Origin of the sequence: Streptomyces sp. NBC_01508, assembly GCF_045040315.1 — a bacterium.
Classification (GTDB): Bacteria; Actinomycetota; Actinomycetes; order Streptomycetales; family Streptomycetaceae; genus Streptomyces.
In genome coordinates this window covers 6,246,271-6,266,503 of the sequence record NZ_CP109419.1, presented here as the reverse complement: position 1 = coordinate 6,266,503, position 20,233 = coordinate 6,246,271, and the positions used below count along the sequence as shown (strand labels likewise).

20 protein-coding genes are annotated in these 20,233 nt (G+C 71.4%); 10 read left to right on the top strand and 10 right to left on the bottom strand.

Annotation, left to right across the window (positions count from 1 at the left end; genetic code table 11):
• The first annotated feature begins 211 nt into the window (after positions 1 to 211).
• Entirely contained in the window at positions 212 to 1,525 is a 1,314-nt protein-coding gene (locus tag OG700_RS29065; protein WP_405618660.1) for a hypothetical protein, read from the top strand.
• Between the two features lie 100 nt (positions 1,526 to 1,625).
• Here the strand turns inward: OG700_RS29065 and OG700_RS29060 are convergent, their stop codons facing one another.
• Complete coding sequence (locus OG700_RS29060) at positions 1,626 to 2,951, bottom strand: Bcr/CflA family multidrug efflux MFS transporter (RefSeq protein WP_405622054.1); 1,326 nt, start codon at positions 2,949 to 2,951, stop codon at positions 1,626 to 1,628.
• Positions 2,952 to 3,034: 83 nt separating this feature from the next.
• Between OG700_RS29060 and OG700_RS29055 the strand changes: the two genes are divergently transcribed.
• The gene (locus OG700_RS29055; protein WP_405618658.1) at positions 3,035 to 4,060 is read left to right on the top strand and encodes a Gfo/Idh/MocA family protein; all 1,026 of its coding nucleotides are present in this window, start codon (positions 3,035 to 3,037) and stop codon (positions 4,058 to 4,060) included.
• 22 nt (positions 4,061 to 4,082) lie between these two features.
• On the opposite strand, the gene OG700_RS29050 is transcribed toward OG700_RS29055, so the two are convergent.
• A complete protein-coding gene (locus tag OG700_RS29050; RefSeq protein ID WP_405618656.1) occupies positions 4,083 to 5,756 on the bottom strand; it encodes an alkaline phosphatase D family protein in 1,674 nt (557 codons plus the stop codon).
• A 169-nt stretch (positions 5,757 to 5,925) separates the two neighbouring features.
• On the opposite strand from OG700_RS29050, the gene OG700_RS29045 reads away from it, so the two are divergent.
• The gene (locus OG700_RS29045) at positions 5,926 to 6,687 is read left to right on the top strand and encodes an SDR family oxidoreductase (RefSeq protein ID WP_405618654.1); all 762 of its coding nucleotides are present in this window, start codon (positions 5,926 to 5,928) and stop codon (positions 6,685 to 6,687) included.
• 64 nt (positions 6,688 to 6,751) lie between these two features.
• Positions 6,752 to 7,696: a PhzF family phenazine biosynthesis protein gene (locus OG700_RS29040; protein WP_405618652.1), complete on the top strand. Its 945-nt coding sequence runs from the start codon at positions 6,752 to 6,754 to the stop codon at positions 7,694 to 7,696.
• Between the two features lie 173 nt (positions 7,697 to 7,869).
• Here the strand turns inward: OG700_RS29040 and OG700_RS29035 are convergent, their stop codons facing one another.
• The 3 genes from OG700_RS29035 to OG700_RS29025 form a co-directional block, all read right to left on the bottom strand.
• The gene (locus OG700_RS29035) at positions 7,870 to 8,862 is read right to left on the bottom strand and encodes an aldo/keto reductase (protein ID WP_405618649.1); all 993 of its coding nucleotides are present in this window, start codon (positions 8,860 to 8,862) and stop codon (positions 7,870 to 7,872) included.
• A gap of 71 nt (positions 8,863 to 8,933) precedes the next feature.
• Positions 8,934 to 9,956 carry a hypothetical protein gene (locus OG700_RS29030; protein ID WP_405618646.1) on the bottom strand — a complete coding sequence of 341 codons (1,023 nt, stop codon included), beginning with the start codon at positions 9,954 to 9,956 and terminating at the stop codon, positions 8,934 to 8,936.
• A 135-nt stretch (positions 9,957 to 10,091) separates the two neighbouring features.
• Positions 10,092 to 10,235, bottom strand: a complete 144-nt coding sequence (locus OG700_RS29025) for a hypothetical protein (RefSeq protein WP_405618644.1) — start codon at positions 10,233 to 10,235, stop codon at positions 10,092 to 10,094.
• A 63-nt stretch (positions 10,236 to 10,298) separates the two neighbouring features.
• Between OG700_RS29025 and OG700_RS29020 the strand changes: the two genes are divergently transcribed.
• A complete protein-coding gene (locus OG700_RS29020) occupies positions 10,299 to 10,649 on the top strand; it encodes a hypothetical protein (RefSeq protein ID WP_405618642.1) in 351 nt (116 codons plus the stop codon).
• A gap of 19 nt (positions 10,650 to 10,668) precedes the next feature.
• Here OG700_RS29020 and OG700_RS29015 read toward each other — a convergent pair whose 3' ends face one another.
• The 4 genes from OG700_RS29015 to OG700_RS29000 form a co-directional block, all read right to left on the bottom strand.
• Entirely contained in the window at positions 10,669 to 10,896 is a 228-nt protein-coding gene (locus tag OG700_RS29015; RefSeq protein WP_405618640.1) for a hypothetical protein, read from the bottom strand.
• Between the two features lie 33 nt (positions 10,897 to 10,929).
• Positions 10,930 to 12,903: a BTAD domain-containing putative transcriptional regulator gene (locus OG700_RS29010; protein WP_405618638.1), complete on the bottom strand. Its 1,974-nt coding sequence runs from the start codon at positions 12,901 to 12,903 to the stop codon at positions 10,930 to 10,932.
• Positions 12,900 to 13,028, bottom strand: coding sequence for a hypothetical protein (locus tag OG700_RS29005; protein ID WP_405618635.1), 129 nt, complete (start codon positions 13,026 to 13,028; stop codon positions 12,900 to 12,902). The genes OG700_RS29010 and OG700_RS29005 overlap by 4 nt, the downstream gene beginning before the upstream one ends.
• A 290-nt stretch (positions 13,029 to 13,318) precedes the next feature.
• A complete protein-coding gene (locus OG700_RS29000; RefSeq protein ID WP_405618633.1) occupies positions 13,319 to 13,639 on the bottom strand; it encodes a hypothetical protein in 321 nt (106 codons plus the stop codon).
• Positions 13,640 to 13,809: 170 nt separating this feature from the next.
• Here OG700_RS29000 and OG700_RS28995 point away from each other — a divergent pair, with 170 nt between their 5' ends.
• Positions 13,810 to 14,793, top strand: coding sequence for a LuxR C-terminal-related transcriptional regulator (locus tag OG700_RS28995; protein WP_405618631.1), 984 nt, complete (start codon positions 13,810 to 13,812; stop codon positions 14,791 to 14,793).
• A 153-nt stretch (positions 14,794 to 14,946) separates the two neighbouring features.
• Here the strand turns inward: OG700_RS28995 and OG700_RS28990 are convergent, their stop codons facing one another.
• Positions 14,947 to 15,972 (bottom strand): NAD-dependent epimerase/dehydratase family protein, encoded by a 1,026-nt coding sequence (locus OG700_RS28990; RefSeq protein WP_405622052.1) that lies wholly within the window; start codon positions 15,970 to 15,972, stop codon positions 14,947 to 14,949.
• Positions 15,973 to 16,355: 383 nt separating this feature from the next.
• Here OG700_RS28990 and OG700_RS28985 point away from each other — a divergent pair, with 383 nt between their 5' ends.
• From OG700_RS28985 to OG700_RS28970, 4 genes are read left to right on the top strand one after another with little or no spacing between them, the layout of a single operon-like run.
• The gene (locus OG700_RS28985) at positions 16,356 to 17,111 is read left to right on the top strand and encodes an ArpA protein (protein WP_405618629.1); all 756 of its coding nucleotides are present in this window, start codon (positions 16,356 to 16,358) and stop codon (positions 17,109 to 17,111) included.
• A gap of 56 nt (positions 17,112 to 17,167) precedes the next feature.
• Positions 17,168 to 18,169, top strand: a complete 1,002-nt coding sequence (locus OG700_RS28980; RefSeq protein WP_405618627.1) for a glycosyltransferase family 2 protein — start codon at positions 17,168 to 17,170, stop codon at positions 18,167 to 18,169.
• A complete protein-coding gene (locus OG700_RS28975) occupies positions 18,166 to 19,455 on the top strand; it encodes an ATP-grasp domain-containing protein (RefSeq protein WP_405618625.1) in 1,290 nt (429 codons plus the stop codon). The genes OG700_RS28980 and OG700_RS28975 overlap by 4 nt, the downstream gene beginning before the upstream one ends.
• Complete coding sequence (locus OG700_RS28970) at positions 19,452 to 20,225, top strand: hypothetical protein (RefSeq protein WP_405618623.1); 774 nt, start codon at positions 19,452 to 19,454, stop codon at positions 20,223 to 20,225. The genes OG700_RS28975 and OG700_RS28970 overlap by 4 nt, the downstream gene beginning before the upstream one ends.
• Positions 20,226 to 20,233 lie beyond the last annotated feature (8 nt).

Below are 20,233 nucleotides of genomic sequence, written 5' to 3'. Positions count from 1 at the left end.
GAAATTCTATGCGCCCGGGAAGTGGCCGGAACACGCCCGTCCGAGACTCCGTGGGGACGTAACGGGGACGGAATCGGGACTGAACCGAACCGCGGGGAGCACCGGCCCAGTTGCTACGCTGACGGCCGTTGCCGCTCCATCGCCACACCGTGCTCGCGGGGGGACCAAGTTGTCGTTTTACCGGGCTCGCGGTCTGACACCGATGTCCTTGATGACCAAGCGGCAGAAGATCGTTCGCCTCTCACTGATCGCCGGGGTACTGATCCTGGCGATGCTGCTCATCCTCGCCAGTTGCGGCGGGACCAAGGACGACGCCAAGCCCGGGAAGCCGGTGGCCGCCACCGGTCCCAAGACCCAGCTGAACGTGCCCGCCGGCTACAACACCCGGCACGGCTGGGAGATCACGGATGTGTCGCCGCAGTACGCGGTCGCGTCCGCGACCGGTCTCGTGGCGTATCTGGCCCGGATCGACGAGAGCCGCTACCAGCTGCGCACCCGCAACGCCGAGACCGGGAAGGCCGGCTGGTCGGGCGAGGCGTGGCGGCCCCTGGCGCCGGTGGACCGCTATCCCCGGCTGCTCTCGGTGACCAAGGGCGACAAGCAGTACTTCGTGACGTGGTCCTACGGCCGGCTCGGCGAGTACGCGCTGGCGTCGGCCGACTCCCTGGTCTCCCTCGACGTGTACGACGCGGCCACCGGCGAGCAGCGGCGGGTCGAGGTGCCCTGGGGGGACGCGCCGACCGTCACCGGTACCGGCCCCGGCATTCTGATCAGCGACGGCAAGGCCGTCAGCGCGGTCGTGGACCCGTCGACAGGCGAGGTGTCCAAGACGGCGCCCGGCTCGCTCGGTTACCCGAAGGGCTGCCCGAACTGCAAGAAGCTGACCGAGGTGCGCGGGGTGACCGCGAGCGGTCTGCTGGTGAGCGGGGCGAAGGAGTTCTGGGTACGGGGCGGCTGGTTCAGCCGGAAGGTCGCGCCGAAGGGCACCGAGCCCAAATCCGGGGTGCCGGCGTCCGTGTCGTCCGGCCATGTGCTGGCCAAGTGGCAGAAGAAGAAGGGCGCGAAGGACGCCGCCACGCACGAGCTGTGGGCGGTGCACGCCCTGGACACCGGCAAGGCCGTGGCGCAGGTGCGGTGCCGTAAGCCCGCGATCGACTCCGGCGCCGAGCCGCAGCTGCTGTCCTCCCCCGACGGCCGCTATCTCGTCGCGGGCAGGCTCGCCTTCGACCTGGACGAGAAGACGGCGTTCTGCTTCGAGGAGACGGACGGCACGAAGCCGCTGACGCTGACGTCGGTGGCGGACACGGGCGTGGCGTACGGGGCGACGAGCGCCCGTACGGTGGCGGACGCCCTGTCCGGCGGCGGCAACCCCGTACAGGTGAATCTCGCCACGGGTGAGCCCGAGCCGCTGGCCCTCAATGTGCGGCTGCCGGCCGGTGACGCGAACGGGATGGGGCTGTTCCGCTGGACGGACGGCAAGGACCGCTTGCGGCTGATCGCCTACGCGCGGCGCGGCGAGAGCTGACGGTTCACCGGCCGGCCGAAGGCCGTTTCCGGACCCGCCCCCGATTCCGCCCTCGAAGCCGTCCCCGAAGCCGTCCCCCGGCCCCGGCCCCGAAGCCCGCTCAGGGACCGGTCAGTTCAGTCGTCGCCGCCCGGTGCTGCGCCTGCCAGGGGCGGCACAGCGCCAGGAAGCAGACCAGCGACCCGGCTCCGCAGGCCACCTGCACGACGGCCATCGGCACCGCCGTCGCCTCGCCCGCGATCCCGACGAGCGGCGAAGCGACGGCGCCGATCAGGAACGACGCCGTACCGATGAGGGCCGACGCCGACCCGGCTGCGTGCGGGGTCCGCATCAGCGCCAGGGCGTTGGTGTTGGGCATCGCGAGCCCCATCGCCGACATCAGGACGAACAGCCCGGCCGCGACGGGGAAGAGGCCGATGTCGCCGAACACCCCGCTCGTCATCAGGAGCAGCGCCACCCCGGCGAGCGTGATGACGACCAGGCCGAAGGCCAGCACCTTGTCCATGCTGACCCGGCCGACGAGCAGCCGGCCGTTGATCTGGCCGACGATGATCAGGCCGATGGAGTTGACGCCGAAGAGCAGGCTGTACATCTGCGGTGAGGCGTCGTAGATCTCCTGGACCACGAACGGCGAGGCCGCGATGTACGCGAACAGGGCCGCGAAGGCGAGCCCGCCCGCCAGCATGTAGCCGGTGAAGACCCGGTCGGCGAGCAGCCCGCGCATCGTGCCGAGCGCTTCGCCGACGCCGCCGCTGTGCCGCTTCTCACTCGGCAGCGTCTCGTGCAGCCACTTCACGACGACGAGGGTCAGCGCGATACCGACGCCCGTCAGGACGACGAAGATGCCGCGCCAGTCGGTGAACTGGAGCACCTGGCCGCCGATCACCGGGGCGATGACCGGCGCGACGCCGGAGATCAGCATCAGGGTGGAGAAGAAGCGGGCCATCTCGATGCCGTCGTAGAGATCACGCACCACGGCGCGGGCGATCACGATGCCCGCCGCGCCCGCCAGTCCCTGGAGGAGGCGGAAGCCGATGAGCAGTTCGACGGTGGGGGCGAAGGCGCAGATCGCGGTGGCGAAGACGTAGACGACCATGCCGAGCAGCAGCGGCTTCCGGCGTCCCCACCGGTCGCTCATGGGCCCCACGACGAGCTGGCCGAGGGCCATGCCGGTCAGACAGGCGGTGAGGGTGAGCTGCGCGGTCGCGGCCGACGAGCCGAGGGCGCGGGTGACTGCGGGCAAGGCCGGGAGGTACATGTCCATCGACAGCGGCGGCAGGGCGGTGAGCCCGCCGAGGACGAGCGTGACGACGATGCCCGCGCGGCGCGCGGCCGGGATGCCGACGGCGGTGTCGGTCTTGGTCGGGGTGGAAGCGGTGGGTATATGTCCTTTTCGTGCGCGTATGGTCTGGCCGCCGTCCGGCATTCGCATCTCCATGTAGTTGAAACCCTCCCTATGCTCTCAGTTCCGGCCGATTGGTCGTGACCTTTTCTGTGCAGGGGACATATATGACGACGGAACACGACAGGGGCGCCGCGTCCGGCACCGGCCCGGTGCGGTGGGGTGTGCTGGCGACGGGCGGTATCGCGGCGACGTTCACCGGGGACGTGCGGCGTCTGCCGGGCGCCGAGGTCGTCGCCGTGGCCTCGCGGAGTGAGGCGTCGGCGAAGGCGTTCGCCGACCGGTTCGACATCCCGCGGGCGTACGGCGACTGGGCCGGGCTCGTCGCCGACCCGGACGTCGACGTGGTGTACGTGGCGACGCCGCACTCCGCGCACCGCGCCGCCGCGGGGCTCGCCCTCGAAGCGGGAAAGGCGGTGCTGTGCGAGAAGGCGTTCACGCTCAACTCGCGCGAGGCGCGGGAGCTGGTGGCGCTCGCGGGCGAGCGGGGTCTCTTCCTGATGGAGGCCATGTGGATGTACACCAGCCCGGTCGTCCGCCGGATGACGGAGCTGATCGCGGACGGTGCGATCGGCGAAGTCCGCACGATCCAGGCGGACTTCGGGATCCAGGGGCCGTTCGGTCCGGAGCACCGGCTGCGCGATCCCGCGCTCGGCGGCGGCGCGCTGCTGGATCTGGGGGTCTACCCGGTGTCGTTCGCGCAGCTGATCCTGGGCGAGCCCGACCGCGTACAGGCCGACGCGCTCCTGTCGCCCGAAGGCGTGGATCTCAACACGGGGATGCTGCTCGGCTGGGACCGGGGGGCGACGGCGCTGCTCAGCTGTTCCGTGACGGCCGGGACGCCGTCGACGGCGACCGTGACCGGCACGGCGGGCCGGATCGAGCTGCCGAGCGGCTTCTTCGCACCGGCCGGCTTTGTGCTGCACCGGGACGGTCGGGATCCCGAACAGCACACCGTTCAGAGCTCGTTGGAGGGGCTGCAGCACGAGGCGGCCGAGGTGATGCGGTGCCTGCGGGCCGGGGAGACCCAGTCGCCGCTGGTGCCGCTGGACGGCAGTCTGGCGGTGATGCGGACGCTCGACGCGGTACGTGACCGCGTCGGCGTCCGCTACCCGGCGGACGAGATCTCCTGACGGAGCGTCAACTCACCTGCCGTCAGGCAGGCTTGAGGCCGGGCGCGCCCGCCTCCGTCACGAAGGATCCGGCGGTCGTGACGGGGGCGCCGGGCGTCGTGACGGCGGACACCGTACGGAAGTCGGCGCGCGCCTGGCTCCTGCCGTACGTGACCGTCACATAGCCGCGCCGCCCGTTGTAGAACTTCATGTGCGGGTTGGCGGTGGTGAGGTTGTCCCAGTTGGCCGGCTTCTCGGCGCCGTCCTTGCCGCTGCTGACGGAGGTGGCGACGATCTCAGTGCCGACGGTGCGGGAGCCGGGGTTGTCGAAGTCGGCCTTGAGGTCGAAGCCGTAGCCGACGTGCACGTCACCGGTGAGCACCATCAGGTTGTCGACGCCGGCGCCGGCCGCGCCGTCGAGGATCCGCTGCCGGGAGGCGGGATAGCCGTCCCAGGAGTCCATGGAGTACTTGAAGTCGTCCCTCGGTACGTCGCGGCGCCGGGCGAACGTCACCTGCTGCGGCACCACGTTCCAGGTCGCGCGGGACTGCTTCCAGCCGTTCAGCAGCCACCGCTCCTGCGTCTGACCGGTCATGGTGCGCGCGGGGTCCTCGGACTCCGGTCCCGGGACCTGCCAGCCGTCCCCGTACGCCTGGTTGGAGCGGTACTGGCGGGTGTCGAGGATGTCGAACTGGGCGAGGCGCCCGAAGTGCAGCCTCCGATAGAGCCGCATGTCGGGTCCGTCCGGCCGCTGCGGGGTGCGCAGGGGCTGGTTCTCCCAGTACGCGCGGTAGGCGGCGGCCCTGCGAAGCAGGAACTCCTCCGGCGGTACGTCGTTCTCGGGTGTCTCGCCCGCGTAGTTGTTCTCGGTCTCGTGGTCGTCCCAGGTGACGACGAAGGGGTGCGCGGCGTGTGCGGCCATCAGGTCCGGGTCGGACTTGTAGAGGCCGTAGCGCAGCCGGTAGTCCTCCAGCGTGACCGTCTCGCGGTTGTAGTGCGCGGGCAGCCGCCGGTCGGTGTAGTCGCGTGCGCCGCCCGCGGCCGTCACGGCGTACTCGTAGAGGTAGTCACCGAGATGCACGACGACGTCGAGGTCTTCGGCGGCCAGATGCCGGTAGGCGGTGAAGTACCCGTCGTGGTAGGCCTGGCAGGAGACGGCGCCGAGCCGCAGCTCGGTGATGTCCGCGGAGCGCGCGGGGGCGGTGCGGGTGCGGCCGACGGGGCTGATCCAGGTGCCGGCCCGGAAGCGGTAGAAGTAGAAGCGGTCCGCGTCGAGGCCGGGGACCTCGACGCGCACGCTGTGGCCGAACTCGGGGTGGGCGGTGGCGGTTCCGCGTCTGACGATCCGGGTGAACCGCTGGTCGTGGGCGACCTCCCAGCGTACGGAGACCCTGTTGCCGGGCAGGCCGCCGCCGGGCTGGTACGGGCTGGTCGCCAGGCGGGTCCACAGGAGTACGGAGGCGGGCTGCGGGTCGCCCGAGGCAACGCCCAGCGTGAACGGGTCGCTCTTGATCCGTGCGGCGTCCAGCTCGGCGGCGCTCGCGGCGCCGGCCGTGGGCAGGTTGACGGCGAAGGCGAGCGCGGCGGCGGCGCCGGTGACGGTGAGGAACCGGCGCCGGCCGAGGTGGGCGGCGGCGGCCCTCAGCTCGGGCGGGTGCGCGGCGACGGCCTGGCGGGCGGACGTACTGGCGGGCGTACCGGTGCGTGCGGGTGTCATCTGAAGTGCCCCTCCCCTGACGGCTGTTGTCAGAGCGAGTGCAGCCGGACACGGCGTCCGATCGTTGTCGGGTACACAACATTGGGATGTCCGCCTGATGAGTTCCCCGTGCGCTCGTCGTACGCCACCGGCCCGATGAGCCCGGTCGCGTCCCGTACGCTGCGGGGCCATGAAAGCTGTGCGGAAGATCGCTGTGGTGACCGGAGCGGGTTCGGGCATCGGACGGGGCGTCTCGCTCGCCCTGGCCGGGGCGGGCTGGTCGGTGGTGCTCGCGGGACGGAAGGCGGAGCGGCTGGCCCAGACGGCGGCGCTGGCGGCGGACGCGGGGCCGGAGACCGTGTGCGTGCCGACGGACGTGGCGCGGCCGGAGGACGTGGACGCGCTCTTCGCGACGGTGCGCGAGCGGTACGGCCGGATCGACTTCCTGTTCAACAACGCGGGCACGTTCGGCCCCGGCGGCGTACCGCTGGAGGAACTGCCCTACTCGGCCTGGCGCAAGGTCGTCGACACCAACCTGACGGGCTCGTTCCTCTGCGCGCAGGCGGCGTACCGGCTGATGAAGGACCAGGACCCGCAGGGCGGGCGGATCATCAACAACGGCTCGGTCTCGGCGCACGCGCCACGCCCGGACTCGGTGGCGTACACGGCGACCAAGCACGCCCTCACGGGCCTCACCAAGTCGCTGTCCCTGGACGGGCGTCCGTACCGCATCGCCTGCGGCCAGATCGACATCGGCAACGCGGCGACGGACATGACGCAGCGCATGCGGGCGGGCGTCCCGCAGGCGAACCGCGAACTGGCGGTGGAGCCGGTCATGGACGCGGCGGACGTGGCGACGACGGTGCTGCACATGGCGGAACTGCCACTGGAGGCGAACATCCAGTTCGCGACGGTGCTGGCGACGACGATGCCGTTCGTCGGGCGGGGGTAGACCGGATGGGCCCTCCCCGGCCGGCCGGGGGAATGACTCCCCGCCCCCTGTCGTTGGCACGCGCATGAGCGAACCCACACCGACCGGCGAAGTCCTGCGTTACACCGCCTTCTCGGCCGACCCCGCCGGCGGCAACCCGGCCGGCGTCGTGCTCGACGCCGCGGGGCTCACGGACGACGCGATGCTCGCGATCGCCGCCGACCTCGGGTACAGCGAATCCGCCTTCCTGACGGCGGCCCCGGACGGCGTCGGTGCGCCGGGGCGGGCCTTCACCGTCAGGTACTTCAGCCCGAAGGCCGAAGTCCCGTTCTGCGGGCACGCCACCGTCGCCACCGCGATCGCACTGGCCGACCGGATCGGCGCGGGCGACCTGGTCTTCGCCACACGCGCCGGGACCGTGCCGGTGACGGTCACCGCCGGCGGGGACGGCGGTTCGCCGCGGGCCACCCTCACCAGCGTCGAGCCGTACGTCGAGGACGTCGCCGCCGCCGACCTCACCGAGGCGCTGGCCGCGCTCGGCTGGCCGGCCGGCGATCTCGACCCCGCGCTGCCGTCGCGCATCGCGTACGGCGGCGCCCGCCACCTGGTCGTCGGCGCGTCGACCCGCGCCCGGCTGGCGGACCTGTCGTACGACTTCGCCCGCCTCGAAGCGCTGATGCACCGGCTGGACCTGACCACGGTCCAACTGGTGTGGCGCGAGTCGGCGGACGTCTTCCACGTACGCGACCCGTTCCCGGTGGGCGGGGTGGTCGAGGACCCGGCGACGGGCGCGGCGGCGGCGGCGTTCGGGGCGTACGCGCGGGAACTGGCCCTCGTCCCCGAGACATCGGTGCTCACCCTCCACCAGGGCGCGGACATGGGCCGCCCGGCCGTCCTGACGGTGGAACTGCGCGCGGGCGACGCGCGAGTACGAGTGTCGGGCACGGGCGCGCCCATCCCGGCTTCGCAGCCCGTCCGGCGCGTGAGGACAGAACACCAAGCCCGTCCGGCGCGTGAGGACAGGACCTAGGGCGTGTTGCGAAAGTAGCGCCGTCCGCCCGAAGGGCGGGGCCGACGGCGTCTGGTGCGTGCGATCGCAAGGCGGAGGATCGCTCTCGTACTGGACGTACTTGGATGATTCCGACAACGCGGCGAGTGCGCGTGCCAGGCGTCGTCGGCCAGGCGGGACTTTCGAAACCCGCCCTAGGGTCCTTCCGGCGCCAACAGCTCTGATATCTCCAGGAGTTGCGCGGCGCTCAGCGGGCCGAACTCCCGCGCGCCCGCGTTCTCCTCGGCCTGCGCGACCGACCGGAAACCCGGAATCGGCACGGTCAGTTCGCTGCGCGCCCACAGCCACGCGAGCGCGCCCTGCGCGAGGGTGCGTCCGTCGCTGGTGAGGACGGACCGGACGGCGTCGACCCGCGCCACCCACTCGGGCAGCGCCCCGCCGCCCTCCCCGAACCACCGCAGCCACGACGGCGGCACCGCCCTGATGTCACCCTTGGCGCCCCGGCTGCCCGCACCGGTCTTGTCGGTCAGCAGCCCCATCGCGAGCGGTCCCCGGTTGATGCTGAGGAGCCCGCGCCGCGCGCACAGGTCGAGCATCGCGGGGGCGTCCTCGAACACGTTGCACTGGTGCTGCACGGCCACGCAGTGCGGTCCTTCGGCGAAGACGGCCGCCCGCGCCGGGTCGTCGGTGCTCCAGCCGTACGCGCGGATCAGCCCCTCGGCCACGAACTCCTCGCACAGATCGCGGAGTTCGGCGCCCACGGCGAGCGGGGCGTCGCCGGTGTGCAACTGGTACAGGTCGATGTGGTCCGTGCCGAGCCGGCGCAGTGACGCGGTCAGCGCCTGCCGCGCGTGGGCCGGGGTGAGGACGGCGCCGGTGGACGTGCGGGTCGTCTCGTCGAAGGAGTTGCCCCACTTGGTGGCGATGACCACTTCGTCCCGCCGTCCGGCGACGGCCCGGCCGAGTACCCGTTCGCTGTGCCCGGCGCCGTACACGTCCGCCGTGTCGAAGAAGTTCACGCCGAGTTCGAGCGCCCGTCTGATCGCGGCGACGGACTCGTCGTCGTCCACCTTTCCCCAGCCGAGCGGATTGCCGTCAAGATCCTGCCACTCGCCTCCGATGGCCCAGCAACCGAAGCCCAGCGGACCGATCTCGGGCCCGCCACGTCCCAACGTCGTTGTCTGCATGGCGGAACGGTAGACGCTGGAGCGCACTCGAAGGCAAGAGCCTTCTTGGGCAAGCCACTTCGGCCGGTGGGCTACTTCGGATCGGCGACCCGCGCGTACCAGCCCTCCGCCTCGTCCGGCCCCAGGACGCGCTCAAGCACCAGATTGCCGCTCATGTGGGGGAAGTACCGGCCGGCGGGCCAACTCCGTTCGTACGGCGGCGGGTCGAGGACCAGCAGCCGCGCGCCGTCCACCACGGGGATGTCGGACGGCGTCCCCTCGTTCCAGATCCAACTGCCGTCAGGGGCGAGAAGGTTGTACGAGCCGACGGTGAGCACCTGGCCCTCCGTCTCGCGGCACACGGCTATCGCCTCGGCGGTGGGGCTCTCGCCCGGCACGTGCAGCCCTCCGATGAGCGCCCCGGCGACCAGCGTGTGGAGCTGGAAGTTGTCACCGATGCCGGTCATCCGCATCAGGTAGGCGGTGCGCGTCGCACGGTGCAGGACGACCAGCGGCTCGTCGTCGAGCACGCGGAGCGCGTACACAAGGCCCTTGAAGTCCTCGCCCGTGTCGCCCGCCGCCGACTGGACCCGCTCCACGAGAGACCTCAACTCGCCCCCGTCCGAGGCGATCCGCTGCCGTACGGCCTTGCTGCTGAGCAGCGCGAGCGACGCCATCCGCCACTCGGGCAGCGTCCACCAGCCGAGCGCGGCCTCGACACCGACGCGCTCGACCACCTGGTCGTCCAGCTGGACCCGGCCCGGATCGGGCAGTTCGCCACCGCCGGTGGCCGACCACCGCTCGGTGAATTCGAGGGCGGCGGTGAAGGCCACCCGTACCGCCGCGAAGAGACCCGGCACGCACGGCACGGGGTCGGCGCCGCGCTCGACGCAGGCGCCGACCAGCATCGCCGTCACCGTCCGAGGCCCCGGCGGGACCTGCTCCAGCAGCGTGGCCAACCGGGGCGCTCCCCGATCGAGTTCGTCCGGACCCGCCTGCTGGAAAGCCTGCTGGAGAAGCGGGAGGGCGCGGTCGAAACGCTCGCCGTCCCGATCGCGGACGGCGGACTCGAACACGTCGAGGGCATCCGTGAATGTGTGTGGTGCCGATGTCATCCGAGAACCCTATTCGAAGGCCACGGCCGCCGGCGCGTGCGCCTCGTCCTCCACCGCTCTCCGGTCGGCGGCGGTGCCGGGCGGGGTGTTCCGCACGCCGCAGGCGCCGGCCGGGCCCGGTCAGGCCGTGCCGGCTCAGCCCGAAGGCGAGTACCCGCGCCCGGTCGACGTCGGGACCGGCACCGGCACCGGCACCAGCACCGGGACGGGCGGCACGGTCCGCGCCGCAGTCCGCGTCGCGGCCCGCGTCGGCTCGGCGTCGCGCTCGTTCACGTCCACCTCTCACTCCTCCGGCTCGCGCTGCTACCCACGCGCTCCATCCTGCCCGCCTATGCTCACGGCATGGAGCAGAGCGAGGTCCTGAAGCGCGTGATCGGCATCCTGACGCAGGCCGGTGACTGGCAGCGCCGACTTGAGGAGGACACCGGTCAGGAGCAGGACATGGACGCCGAGATGGGCGTCGTAACCGAACTGCTCAACGAGACGATGCCACGGGTCGAGGTACCGGCCGACGCGACCCCCGAGGAACTCAGCGCCCTGCTCGGCCGGGAGGTCGGCGGCGCCGTGGAACAGCTCGTCGGGGCGTTCACCCTGGCCTTCGTGACGCTGGCCCGCGTGCACGACGCCGGCGGCCCCGACGTCTCGTCGGCCGACATCCTCCAGGATCTGGCACTGCGGGCCGAGGAGATCTGACCACCCGGCCGGACCGGAACTACCGGCGGCCCTGATTCCGCGGGTGGTCGCGCGCCGCGCGTTCGTTGCCGAACTTGTACGAGCCGGTCCACCGCGCCATGACCAACTGGGCGTCACCCGACTCCACTTGGGTCAGGAACTTGTCGGCGCGCGCTCCGCGCAGTGTGCTCGCCACCCGGCCCTGGTGGGTGATGACCACACTGCCGTCGGTGTGCCGCTCGTAGCTGAAGCCTCTGGGTGGTGGCATGAGCAGGATTCTCCCCTGTGGTCCCCGGATCGGTCACGTCGATATCAGAAGTCGCGGAACGGCCGTTCTGGCCGCGACGGCCCCGCCGGCCGCTTCCGCCCGGACGAAGAGCCGGACGAGAGGATGCAGCCGCGCCCGGTGGTGGCCGCCGCCGTCGCCGGGTGCCCGGGGCACCATCTCCACCCAGTGTGACGCGGCCAGTTCGTCGACGAGATCCTCCGCCCGGTCCGCCTCCAGGCCCAGGTCCCGCGCGGCGTGGTACGCCGGGACGCCGTCCGCCGCCCCTTCCGCCGTGGCCGACGCCGCGAGGAAGCGCAGGAGTCCGCGGCTCTCCGGCGCCAGCCGGACGTACGCCGCGCGCAGCCGGGTGTGCAGCGACAGGTCGGCGAAGGCCAGCTCGGCGAGCCTGTGGTGCGGGGACGCCAGCCGGTCGGCGAGCCGGGTCAGCGGCCGGTGCGGGCGCGCCGACAGCTGTGCGCCGGCGATCCGCAGAGCGAGCGGCAGGCCCGCGCACGCGTGGACGATGACCGAGGCGGCGTAGGGCTCGGCCGCCGTACGGGAAGCACCGGCCAGCTTCCCGAGCAGGGCGAGCCCGTCGGCCGCGCCGAGGGGCCCGAGCGGTATCCGGCACACGTCGCCCAGGGCGTGCAGTCCCGAGCGGCTGGTGACCAGGGTCGCGCACCCGACGGTGGCGGGCAGCAGCGGACGTATCTGCCGCTCGTCGTCCGCGTCGTCCAGGACCAGCAGCAGCCGCCGGCCCGCGACCCGGGTCCGGTAGGCGCGTACCCGCGCGTCGTACGACGCCGGGACCTCGTCCGGGGGCACGCCGAGCACCCGCAGCAGTTGGGCGAGCGCGTCCGCGGGCGCGAGCGGCTCGGAGCTCGATCCCCGCAGGTCGAGATGGACCTGGCCGTCGGGGTAGCGGTGGAGCGCGCCGTGGGCCGCGTGCAGCGCGACCGCGCTCTTGCCGACGCCCGGCATCCCGGTCACGGCGAGCACCGCCCGGCCGCTGTCGCGCGGACCAATCCCGACGAGGACGTTGCGTATCCGCCGGACCTCCTCGTCGCGGCCGGTGAAGTCGGCCGGTGGGGGCGGGAGTTCGGCGGGCACGGCCGCCGTGTGCGGCGCCGCGTGGGCCGTACGTCCCGGGGCGGTGGCCCGGCCGGGGGCGGTGGCGTCGGGGGCACGCGGACCGGCGGGCGCCGGCGACGCGTGGGGCGGCCCGGTGGGTGACGCGCACCCGGCGAGCATGGACTGGTGCAGCCGGCGCAGTTCGGCGCACGGTTCGATGCCCAGCTCCTCGTTGAGGGTGGCGCGTGCGGCGCGGTAGGCGGCGAGCGCGTCGGCCTGCCGGCCCGCGCGGTAGAGCGCGAGCATCAGCTTGCCGCGCAGTGCCTCGCGCAGTGGCTGGGCGGCGATGAGCGCGGTCAGTTCGGGGATGAGGGCGGTGTGCCGGCCGAGTTCGAGGTCGGCGTCGACGCGCCGCTCAACGACGCCGACGCGCTCCTCCTCCAGCCGGTCGCGCTCCAGCGAGACGAGCGGTTCGCAGACCCCGCCGAGCGCCACGCCCCGCCAGACGGCGAGGGCGTGGCGCAGAAACCTGGCGGCGGTCGCGGGATCCCCCGCGCTCAGCGCGGTGGCGCCGCGCTCGGCGTACTCCTGGAAGTCCAGCAGGTCGATCCGGACGCCGTGTTCGGGAAGGCGGATGAGGTAGCCGGGGCGGCGGCGTTCCACCGCGGCTCCCGGACCGATCAACTGCCGCACGCGCGAGGCGTATGTGTGGATCTGGGCGGCGGACGTGGCGGGCGGGGCGTCGCCCCACAGCAGTGCCGTGAGCGTGCTGTCGGGGACGACCCGGCCGCGGGCGAGCAGCAGCGCGGCGAGGACGGTACGGGGCTTGACCCCGCCGAGGTTGAGGGGCCGGCCGTCGCGGTGGGCCTCGACCGGCCCGAGCAGACTCACGGTCAGCTCGGACGGCACGGCCCCCGCCGGCCTCACGGTGGTCACGGGCCCCAGATGTTCTCGTCGTCCGCCCGTGCGTGGCCGAGCTCGCCCCCGACGCGCGGGGCCGCCCCCGAGAGCGCGGCGCCTGGCGCCGGGTATCTCACCGTGTACCGGAACGAAGTCTTCATGTGTTCTCCCCTGTGAACCCATTGGACGGGCGTGCCGGTCCCGCCACGAACGGGCGGGACGAGCGGCCGACAGGGGCAACTTTCCCTGCAGCCGACGGACTTGCCCAGGTCGAGCGAGTGACAGGGAACTGCAATGGCAGGAGGCGGACAGCCGTGGCCGGCCCCCGTGCGAAGCCGCCCGCCACTGGGGCGTGGCGTAGACACCCGGCCGCCGCTCGGACCGGGTGCCCTCGGACGGGGCCGCCCTCACCGGGTCCGCTCAGACCGGTCCGCCCTCAGCAGGTCCGCCCTCACCGGGGGTCGGCCCGCTGGGCCGACAGCTCCACCAAGGTGGTCAGTGGCACGGTGGACCACCGGTCGAGGCGGCGGCCCCCGACGGTGCAGCGCGCCAGCAGTCGGTCCGCCACCCGCTCCGCGTCGGCGAGCGTGGGCAGGGCGAGGAAGAGCACCGCTTCGACGGACGACGGCGGGGCGTGGCGCGCGTACACATGCTCCAGCCGGTCGGCCGGGTCCGCCGCGTCCCACAGCGAGAGGCGCACGTCGGCGGGGTGCGGAACGTCGCGCGGCGTCCGGGGGTCCGCCGCTCTCAACCGCGCGCTCACGAGGTACATCTCGGGCACCCTCCCCGGCGGACGTCCGCACCTGGCCGAAAAAAGTCAGCGCCAATCGACCCGGCAATCCTTTGGAGGCTTCCCATAGAGTGTGCCCGCACAGCTCGTCGGGCCCGTGGTCCCGCGGTTGTACGAGAAGTCTTGCGCTGTCGCCCTTGGGGGAGGGGAACATGCTTGGCCAACTTGATATGGGTCCGGACGACGAAGCCGTCTACCGCGCGATGCTCTCGGACGAGGTGGAGGGGGTCGCCGATCTCACCGAACGCCTCGGCTGGACCGACGAACGGACCCGTGCGGCGCTCGACAGACTCGCCGCGCTGTCGCTCGTCAGACCCTCGGCGGACGGCGGGCCCGGCCGGCCGGTCGACCCCGAGCTCGGACTGACCTCGCTGCTCATCAGCCAGGAGGCCGATGTGCTGGAGCGTCAGCAGCGGATCGGGGCGAGCAGGCTCGCGATCACCCGCATGCTCGCCGAGTTCCGCGCGAGCGGCGGTCACGCGGTCCCCGAGGTGCAGAAGCTCCAGGGCACCGGCGTGATCCAGTCGAAGATCGAGCACCTGGCGAGCACCTGCACCACGGAGGTGGTCGCCTTCGTACCGGGCGGCGGCCAGAACGAGGAGCAGTTGGAGGCCGCCAGGCCGCTCGACGAAGCGGTCACCGAGCGGGGTGTGCGACTGCGCTACATCTTCCTCGACAGCGCGCACAACTCCCGTGCGACCAGGAGCTATGTGCAGTGGCTCGGGCGACGCGGCGGTCGGGTCCGTACGGTGTCCAGGCTGCCACCCCGGATGCTCATCTACGACGGCCGGACGGCGATGGTGCCGGTCGAGCCGGGCGCGGCCGACCGCGGGGTGCTCGTCCTGAACAGCGGGGGCACGGTGGCCGCGCTGCTCACCCTCTTCGAGCAGATGTGGAAGACCGCGCGCCCGATCGGTCAGCCCGCGGGAAGTCCCGGCGATACGCCGCCGCCGCAGGAGCGGGCCGTGCTCGAACTGCTCACCACGGGCCTGACGGACGATGCCATCGCGCGCCAACTGGGCGTCTCCGTAAGGACGGCACGGCGTATCACGGCCGATCTGATGCACCGTCTGGGCGCCCGTAGCCGCTTCGAGGCGGGCGTGCTCGCCGCGAGCAAGGGGTGGGTCGATCGCTGAACGCGGTGCGGCCCGCGGTGTCCCGCCGACGCGGACCCGCGGGAGCGGGAGAGGATGTGGCCGCCCCTCTGGCACGAGAACTCCCCCACTGTGGCCGACCGAGGCCCGTACGTACGACGTGAGCGTCACCGGCGTCAACAGTGCCCCGGGTTCCTATCCTTTCTCTGCACCCGTCAGTTGGAGACCGGGCACGGACCGTGACCGCGGCTCCGCCTGGGGCCGGGGCAGCGGCTCGGTGGCGAGTGCGGCGGCCGGCGTACGGGCCGCCCGGAACCAGTCGATCGTCGCCAACAGCCCGCGCTCGGTGGTGAACTCGGCGCGCCAGCCGAGCCCTTCGTACGCCCTGGCCGTGTCGGGGCATCTCACCGACGGGTCGTCCACCGGCCGCGCCACATGGACGATCTCGGCCTGCGACCCGGTGAGGTCGCGGATCTGTTCCGCGAGCGCGAGCATCGTGGTCTCCTCCTGATTGCCCAGATTGACCGGGCCTTCGAGAGCGGACGCCGTCATCCGCACGATGCCCTCGATCAGATCGGAGACGTAGCACAGCGAGCGCGTCTGTGAGCCGTCGCCGGTCACGGTCATCGGCTCGCGTGCGAGCGCCTGCCGGATGAAGGTGGGCACGGCGCGTCCGTCGTGTGCGCGCATCCGGGGGCCGAAGGTGTTGAAGACACGGATGATGCCGGTGTCGACACCGAGCGTGCGGCGGTACGCCATGGTGATCGCTTCGGCGTAGCGCTTGGCCTCGTCGTACACCGAGCGCGGCCCGACCGGGTTCACATTGCCCCAGTACGTCTCGGGCTGCGGGTGCACGAGCGGGTCGCCGTACGTCTCCGACGTGGAGGCGAGGATGAAGCGCGCGCCCTTGTCCCGGGCCAGGTCGAGCAGATGCCGGGTGCCCTCGGATCCCACCCGCAGGGTTTCCAGGGGCAGTTCGAGATAGTCCACCGGCGAGGCGGGTGACGCCAGGTTGAGCACGGCGGCGACCGGCCCCGGGATGTCCAGCGGTCCGGCGGAGACGTCGGCCGTCAGCAGCCGGAACCGCCCGTGGTCGGCGAGGTGCGCGACATTCTCCGGGGAGCCCGTGACGAAGTTGTCGACGCAGACCACCTGCCAGCCGTCGGCCAGCAGCCGCTCGCACAGATGCGACCCGAGGAATCCCGCCCCGCCGGCCACCACCGCCGTCCTGGGCTCCTCGGCTGTCACGGACTTCCCGGCCGTCCTGGGCTCCTCGGCTGTCCCGGCTCCCTCTTCCGTTCCGGTCATTCTTCCCACTCCATCCATGTCGTCGCCATTCCTTTTCCCGAATCACAAGGCATGGCAGCGAATTTGACAGCACGGGCGCCGCTCCCGCAAGGGTGAACTTCTCATACGAGGCCGGACATGCGTTCCTCATATCCAATGTGAGATCTTCACGCCGAGCCGCGGGGTGGCTTTCTCATGTCCGATCGATGAGGAAGAAACTACCGGCGGGCATCCGTGCGGGGCAGGATCGTCCCTGTCGAGAACGGCCGACAACATTGTGGCCGCAGGAGCCCCAATCGAAGAAGGAGCAGCTCGCCATGGAGCAGAGCGCGATAACCGCCGACAATGTCGAAGAGCGGATTGCCAAAAACATCTCGGAGCGGTTCGCCGACGACCACGAGGTGCTGAAGCTCTCCCAGCACTTCCGCCGCGAGGGCTATGTGAAGCTGCCCGGCCTGGTCTCCCAGGAGATCTTCGACGCCGTCGCCCTGGAGACGCACGAGCTGATCGACACCCACCAGAAGCGGATCGACATCCGGCTCAAGGCGACGGGCGACTCGCCGCGCTACATGTCCACGGCGGGCCAGAAGGCCATCGCCCAGGACGGCTCGCTCATCCCCGCGGTCTACGAGTCCACCGCGCTCAAGGCGTTCCTCTCCCGGATCGCCGCGGAAGAGGTGCTGGACTGCCCGTGGGACGAGGAGAAGTACATCATCACCCGTCAGCACCAGAAGGGTGACACCCACGGCTGGCACTGGGGCGACTTCAGCTACACCGTCATCTGGCTGATCGAGGCGCCGTCGCTGGAGTTCGGCGGCATGCTCCAGTGCATCCCGCACACCGACTGGAACAAGGACGACCCGCGCGTCGAGGAGTACCTCCAGCAGCACCCGATCCGCTCGTACGGCCACGCCAAGGGCGACCTGTACTTCCTGCGTTCGGACACCACGCTGCACCGCACGGTCCCGCTCAACGCGGACAAGACCCGCATCATCCTGAACACCTGCTGGGCCGGCCGCCGGGACATGGACAAGAAGGCCACCCACGAGACCATGCAGGCGATGTTCGACTGATTTCGCCCGACGGCAGAACAGGAGACCGGCGAGCCGCGCAGCAGAGGATGACCAGAATGCCTGCCACGCTTTCGATCACCGCGATGGTGCCCTGTTTCAACGAGGAGGAATGCATAGAGCAGGCATATCTGGAAATCAAACGAGAGATATACAGGTACGAGGATTCCGAGATCCTGTTCGTGGACGACGGGTCCACGGACGGGACGCTCGGCATCATCAAACGGATCGCGGCCGAGGATTCCCGCGTCCACTATCTCTCGCTCGCCCGCAACTTCGGCCTCGAATCAGCGTTCACAGCGGGTTTCTCCTACGCGTCGAAGGAATGGACCGTCCAGCTGGACGCCGATCTCCAGTCCCCGCCGGCCGAGCTGCACAAGCTCGCCCAGCGGGCCGTGGAGGGCGACTACGACGCGGTGTTCGCGACCCGGGCGGGCCGGCAGGACCCGTGGCACCGCCGGCTGGGCACCTACGCCCACCAGGCCATCGCAACCCGCGCGCTGGGCATCGAACTGCCCGTCCACGCCTCGGTGTTCCGGGTGGTCCGCACATCGGTGGCGCGCAAGGTCTCCGAATGCCGGGTCAGTACGCCGTACTTCCTCGCGACCCTGCCGCTCATCGGCGCGCGGTACACGACGATGCCGACCGCCCACGCCCCGCGCCGGGCGGGGCGTGCCAAGTGGTCGCTGGCCGGTCTGTGCCGGCACGCCGTCGATCTCTTCGTCGGCTTCTCCTACCGGCCGCTCGCGCTCGTCTACTTCGCCGCCGCGGGCGCCGCGGCGGCGGCGGCGGTCCTGGCCGTGGCGCCCGCCGCTCCGCGGCTGCTGGCCGTGGCGTCCGTCCTGCTGCACGCCCTCGGTATCGGTGCGCTCGCGCTCATCTCCCGCTACATGGTGCGCATCATGCGCGGCGGCGCCGGACTCCCCCGCTACCAGATCCGCGAGGCCAATGTGCCGATCCGGCCACGGGACGACCTCTACTCCCACCGGAACGAGATCCACGAGACCACCGGCGGCCGGGCCGTGTCCCTGTCGCTGTCGCAGACAGGGAAACTGCCATGACAGAGCCATACATCCTGGTGCTGGGCGGGGGCGAGGACCAACTGCCCGCGTACCACGAGGCACGCCGTCTCGGTTACCGGGTGATCGGTGTCGACCAGCGCCCGCAGGCGCTGGGCGCCGCCGCCTGCGACCTGTTCCTGTGCATGACCACCCGCGCGCCGGAGCGGATCGCCGCCATGGTCGGCCATCTCGACATCGCCGCCGTGCTCTCCCCCGCCAGTGACGCGGCGCAGGAGTCGGTGGCCGAGCTGAGCCGGCTGCTCGGCACTCCGTACCAGCCGGCCGAGGCGGCCGTACGCGCCTCCATCGACAAGGGCGCGTTCCACCAGGTGCTGGAGCGGCTGGGGCTGCCCGCCTACGCGTACACCCAGTCGGCCGACGCCGACGAGCTGCTGTCGGCCGCCGAGAGGCTGCCGCTGCCCGTCATCGTCAAGCCGAGCGACTCGTCCGGCAGCAAGGGCGTCCAGGTCGTCGCCGACCGGTCGGCCCTGCCGGAGGCGGTCGCCGCCGCCCGGACGTACTCCTTCTCCGGCGCGGTGATCATCGAGGAGATGCTGCTGGGCCGGCATCTGTCGGCCGAGGCGTTCCTGCGCGAGTCACGGCTGGCGACGATCGCGGTCACCGAGCGCACGACCACCGGCGCGCCCCACATGATCACCACCGCCCACACGGTGCCGGCCGAGCTGGCTCCGGCCACCGAGATCCGGCTGCGCTCCATGATCATGGACATCAGCTGCGAACTCGGCCACACGGACGGCCCGGTGAACTTCGACTTCGTGGTGGACAGCGCCGAGGAGATCCGCTTCATCGAGATGGGCGCCCGCCTCGGCGGCAACGGAATGCCGCTGCTCGTCCGGCACGCCTTCGGCATCAACACCTACGAGGCGGCGCTGCGGCTCGCCCTGGGCCAGCCGACGGAACTGACGCCCCGTCACAACCGTAAGACCGCTCTCCAGATCCTCATGTCCGACACCGACGGGATCCTGCGCGCCGTCGAGGGCGCCGACGAGGTCCGCGCCCTGCCCCAGACCGCCGAACTGCAACTCTTCGCGGGGCCCGGCAGCCGCGTGCACCGCTACACCCAGGCCGGGCACAAGCTCGGCTATCTGCTGCTCGTCGCCGAGACGCACGACGAACTCCGTGCGGCACAGGCCCGCGCCATGTCACTGCTGCGCTTCGTCGTCGAGCCCGCCGGCGCCGGAGCCGGAGCCGGAGCCGGAGCCGGAGCCGGCGCCTCCGCTGTCAGCAACCCACGCCCCCATACCCTTACGGAGAAGATCCGTTGATCACCCTCCGCCGCAACGCGGCCTTCCTGATCCTCACCGCACTCGCCCTCACCTTCGCCGGCATCGTGTGGTTCGCCATGCCGCACGACCGTGAGGTCACGAGCCTGGGCGTACTGCTCTTCAAACTCGTGCCGTTCGTCCTGGCCACCGAGGCGATCGCCCAACTCGACCCGGAGCAGGCGAAGAAGTGGCGGCTGCACCTGGTCGTACCGCTCTGCTTCCTGGTGTACTTCTGCTACTTCGTGCCGAAGATCTTCTTCTACGCCGAAGTCCACCCCACGCTGTACTACAACATTCTGACGCTGACGCCGTTCCTGATCCTGACCTTCGTGTTCTCCTTCCGGATCGGCGCCGGAGCGGCCCACCTGGTGCGCCGGATGTCGTACGCGATGATCCTGCTGATGCTGTCGGGCCTGGAGGATCTCGCCTACCTCACGGTCAACGACCACACCGACCCCGCCTACGCGACGATCCCCGAGGTCTGGGAGTGGGCCTCGCACATCACGGTCTTCATCGGCCACGCGCCGAGCAAGTACGAGGCGTACGCGTTCATCGCCGTGCATGTCGTGCTGGTGCTGTTCGTGCTCTTCGCGCCCACTCGCTGGTTCACCCCGGTGGCGCGGGTGTTCGGGCGCGGACAGGCCGGATCGGCCGGACGGTCCGCATCAACCGGATCGACCGGATCGACCGACGCTTCGGAAGGCGCTTCGGAAGGCGCTTCGGAAGGCGCCGACACCGCCGCCAAGACCCACCCCACCGCGGTCGGCTGAGCGGGCGA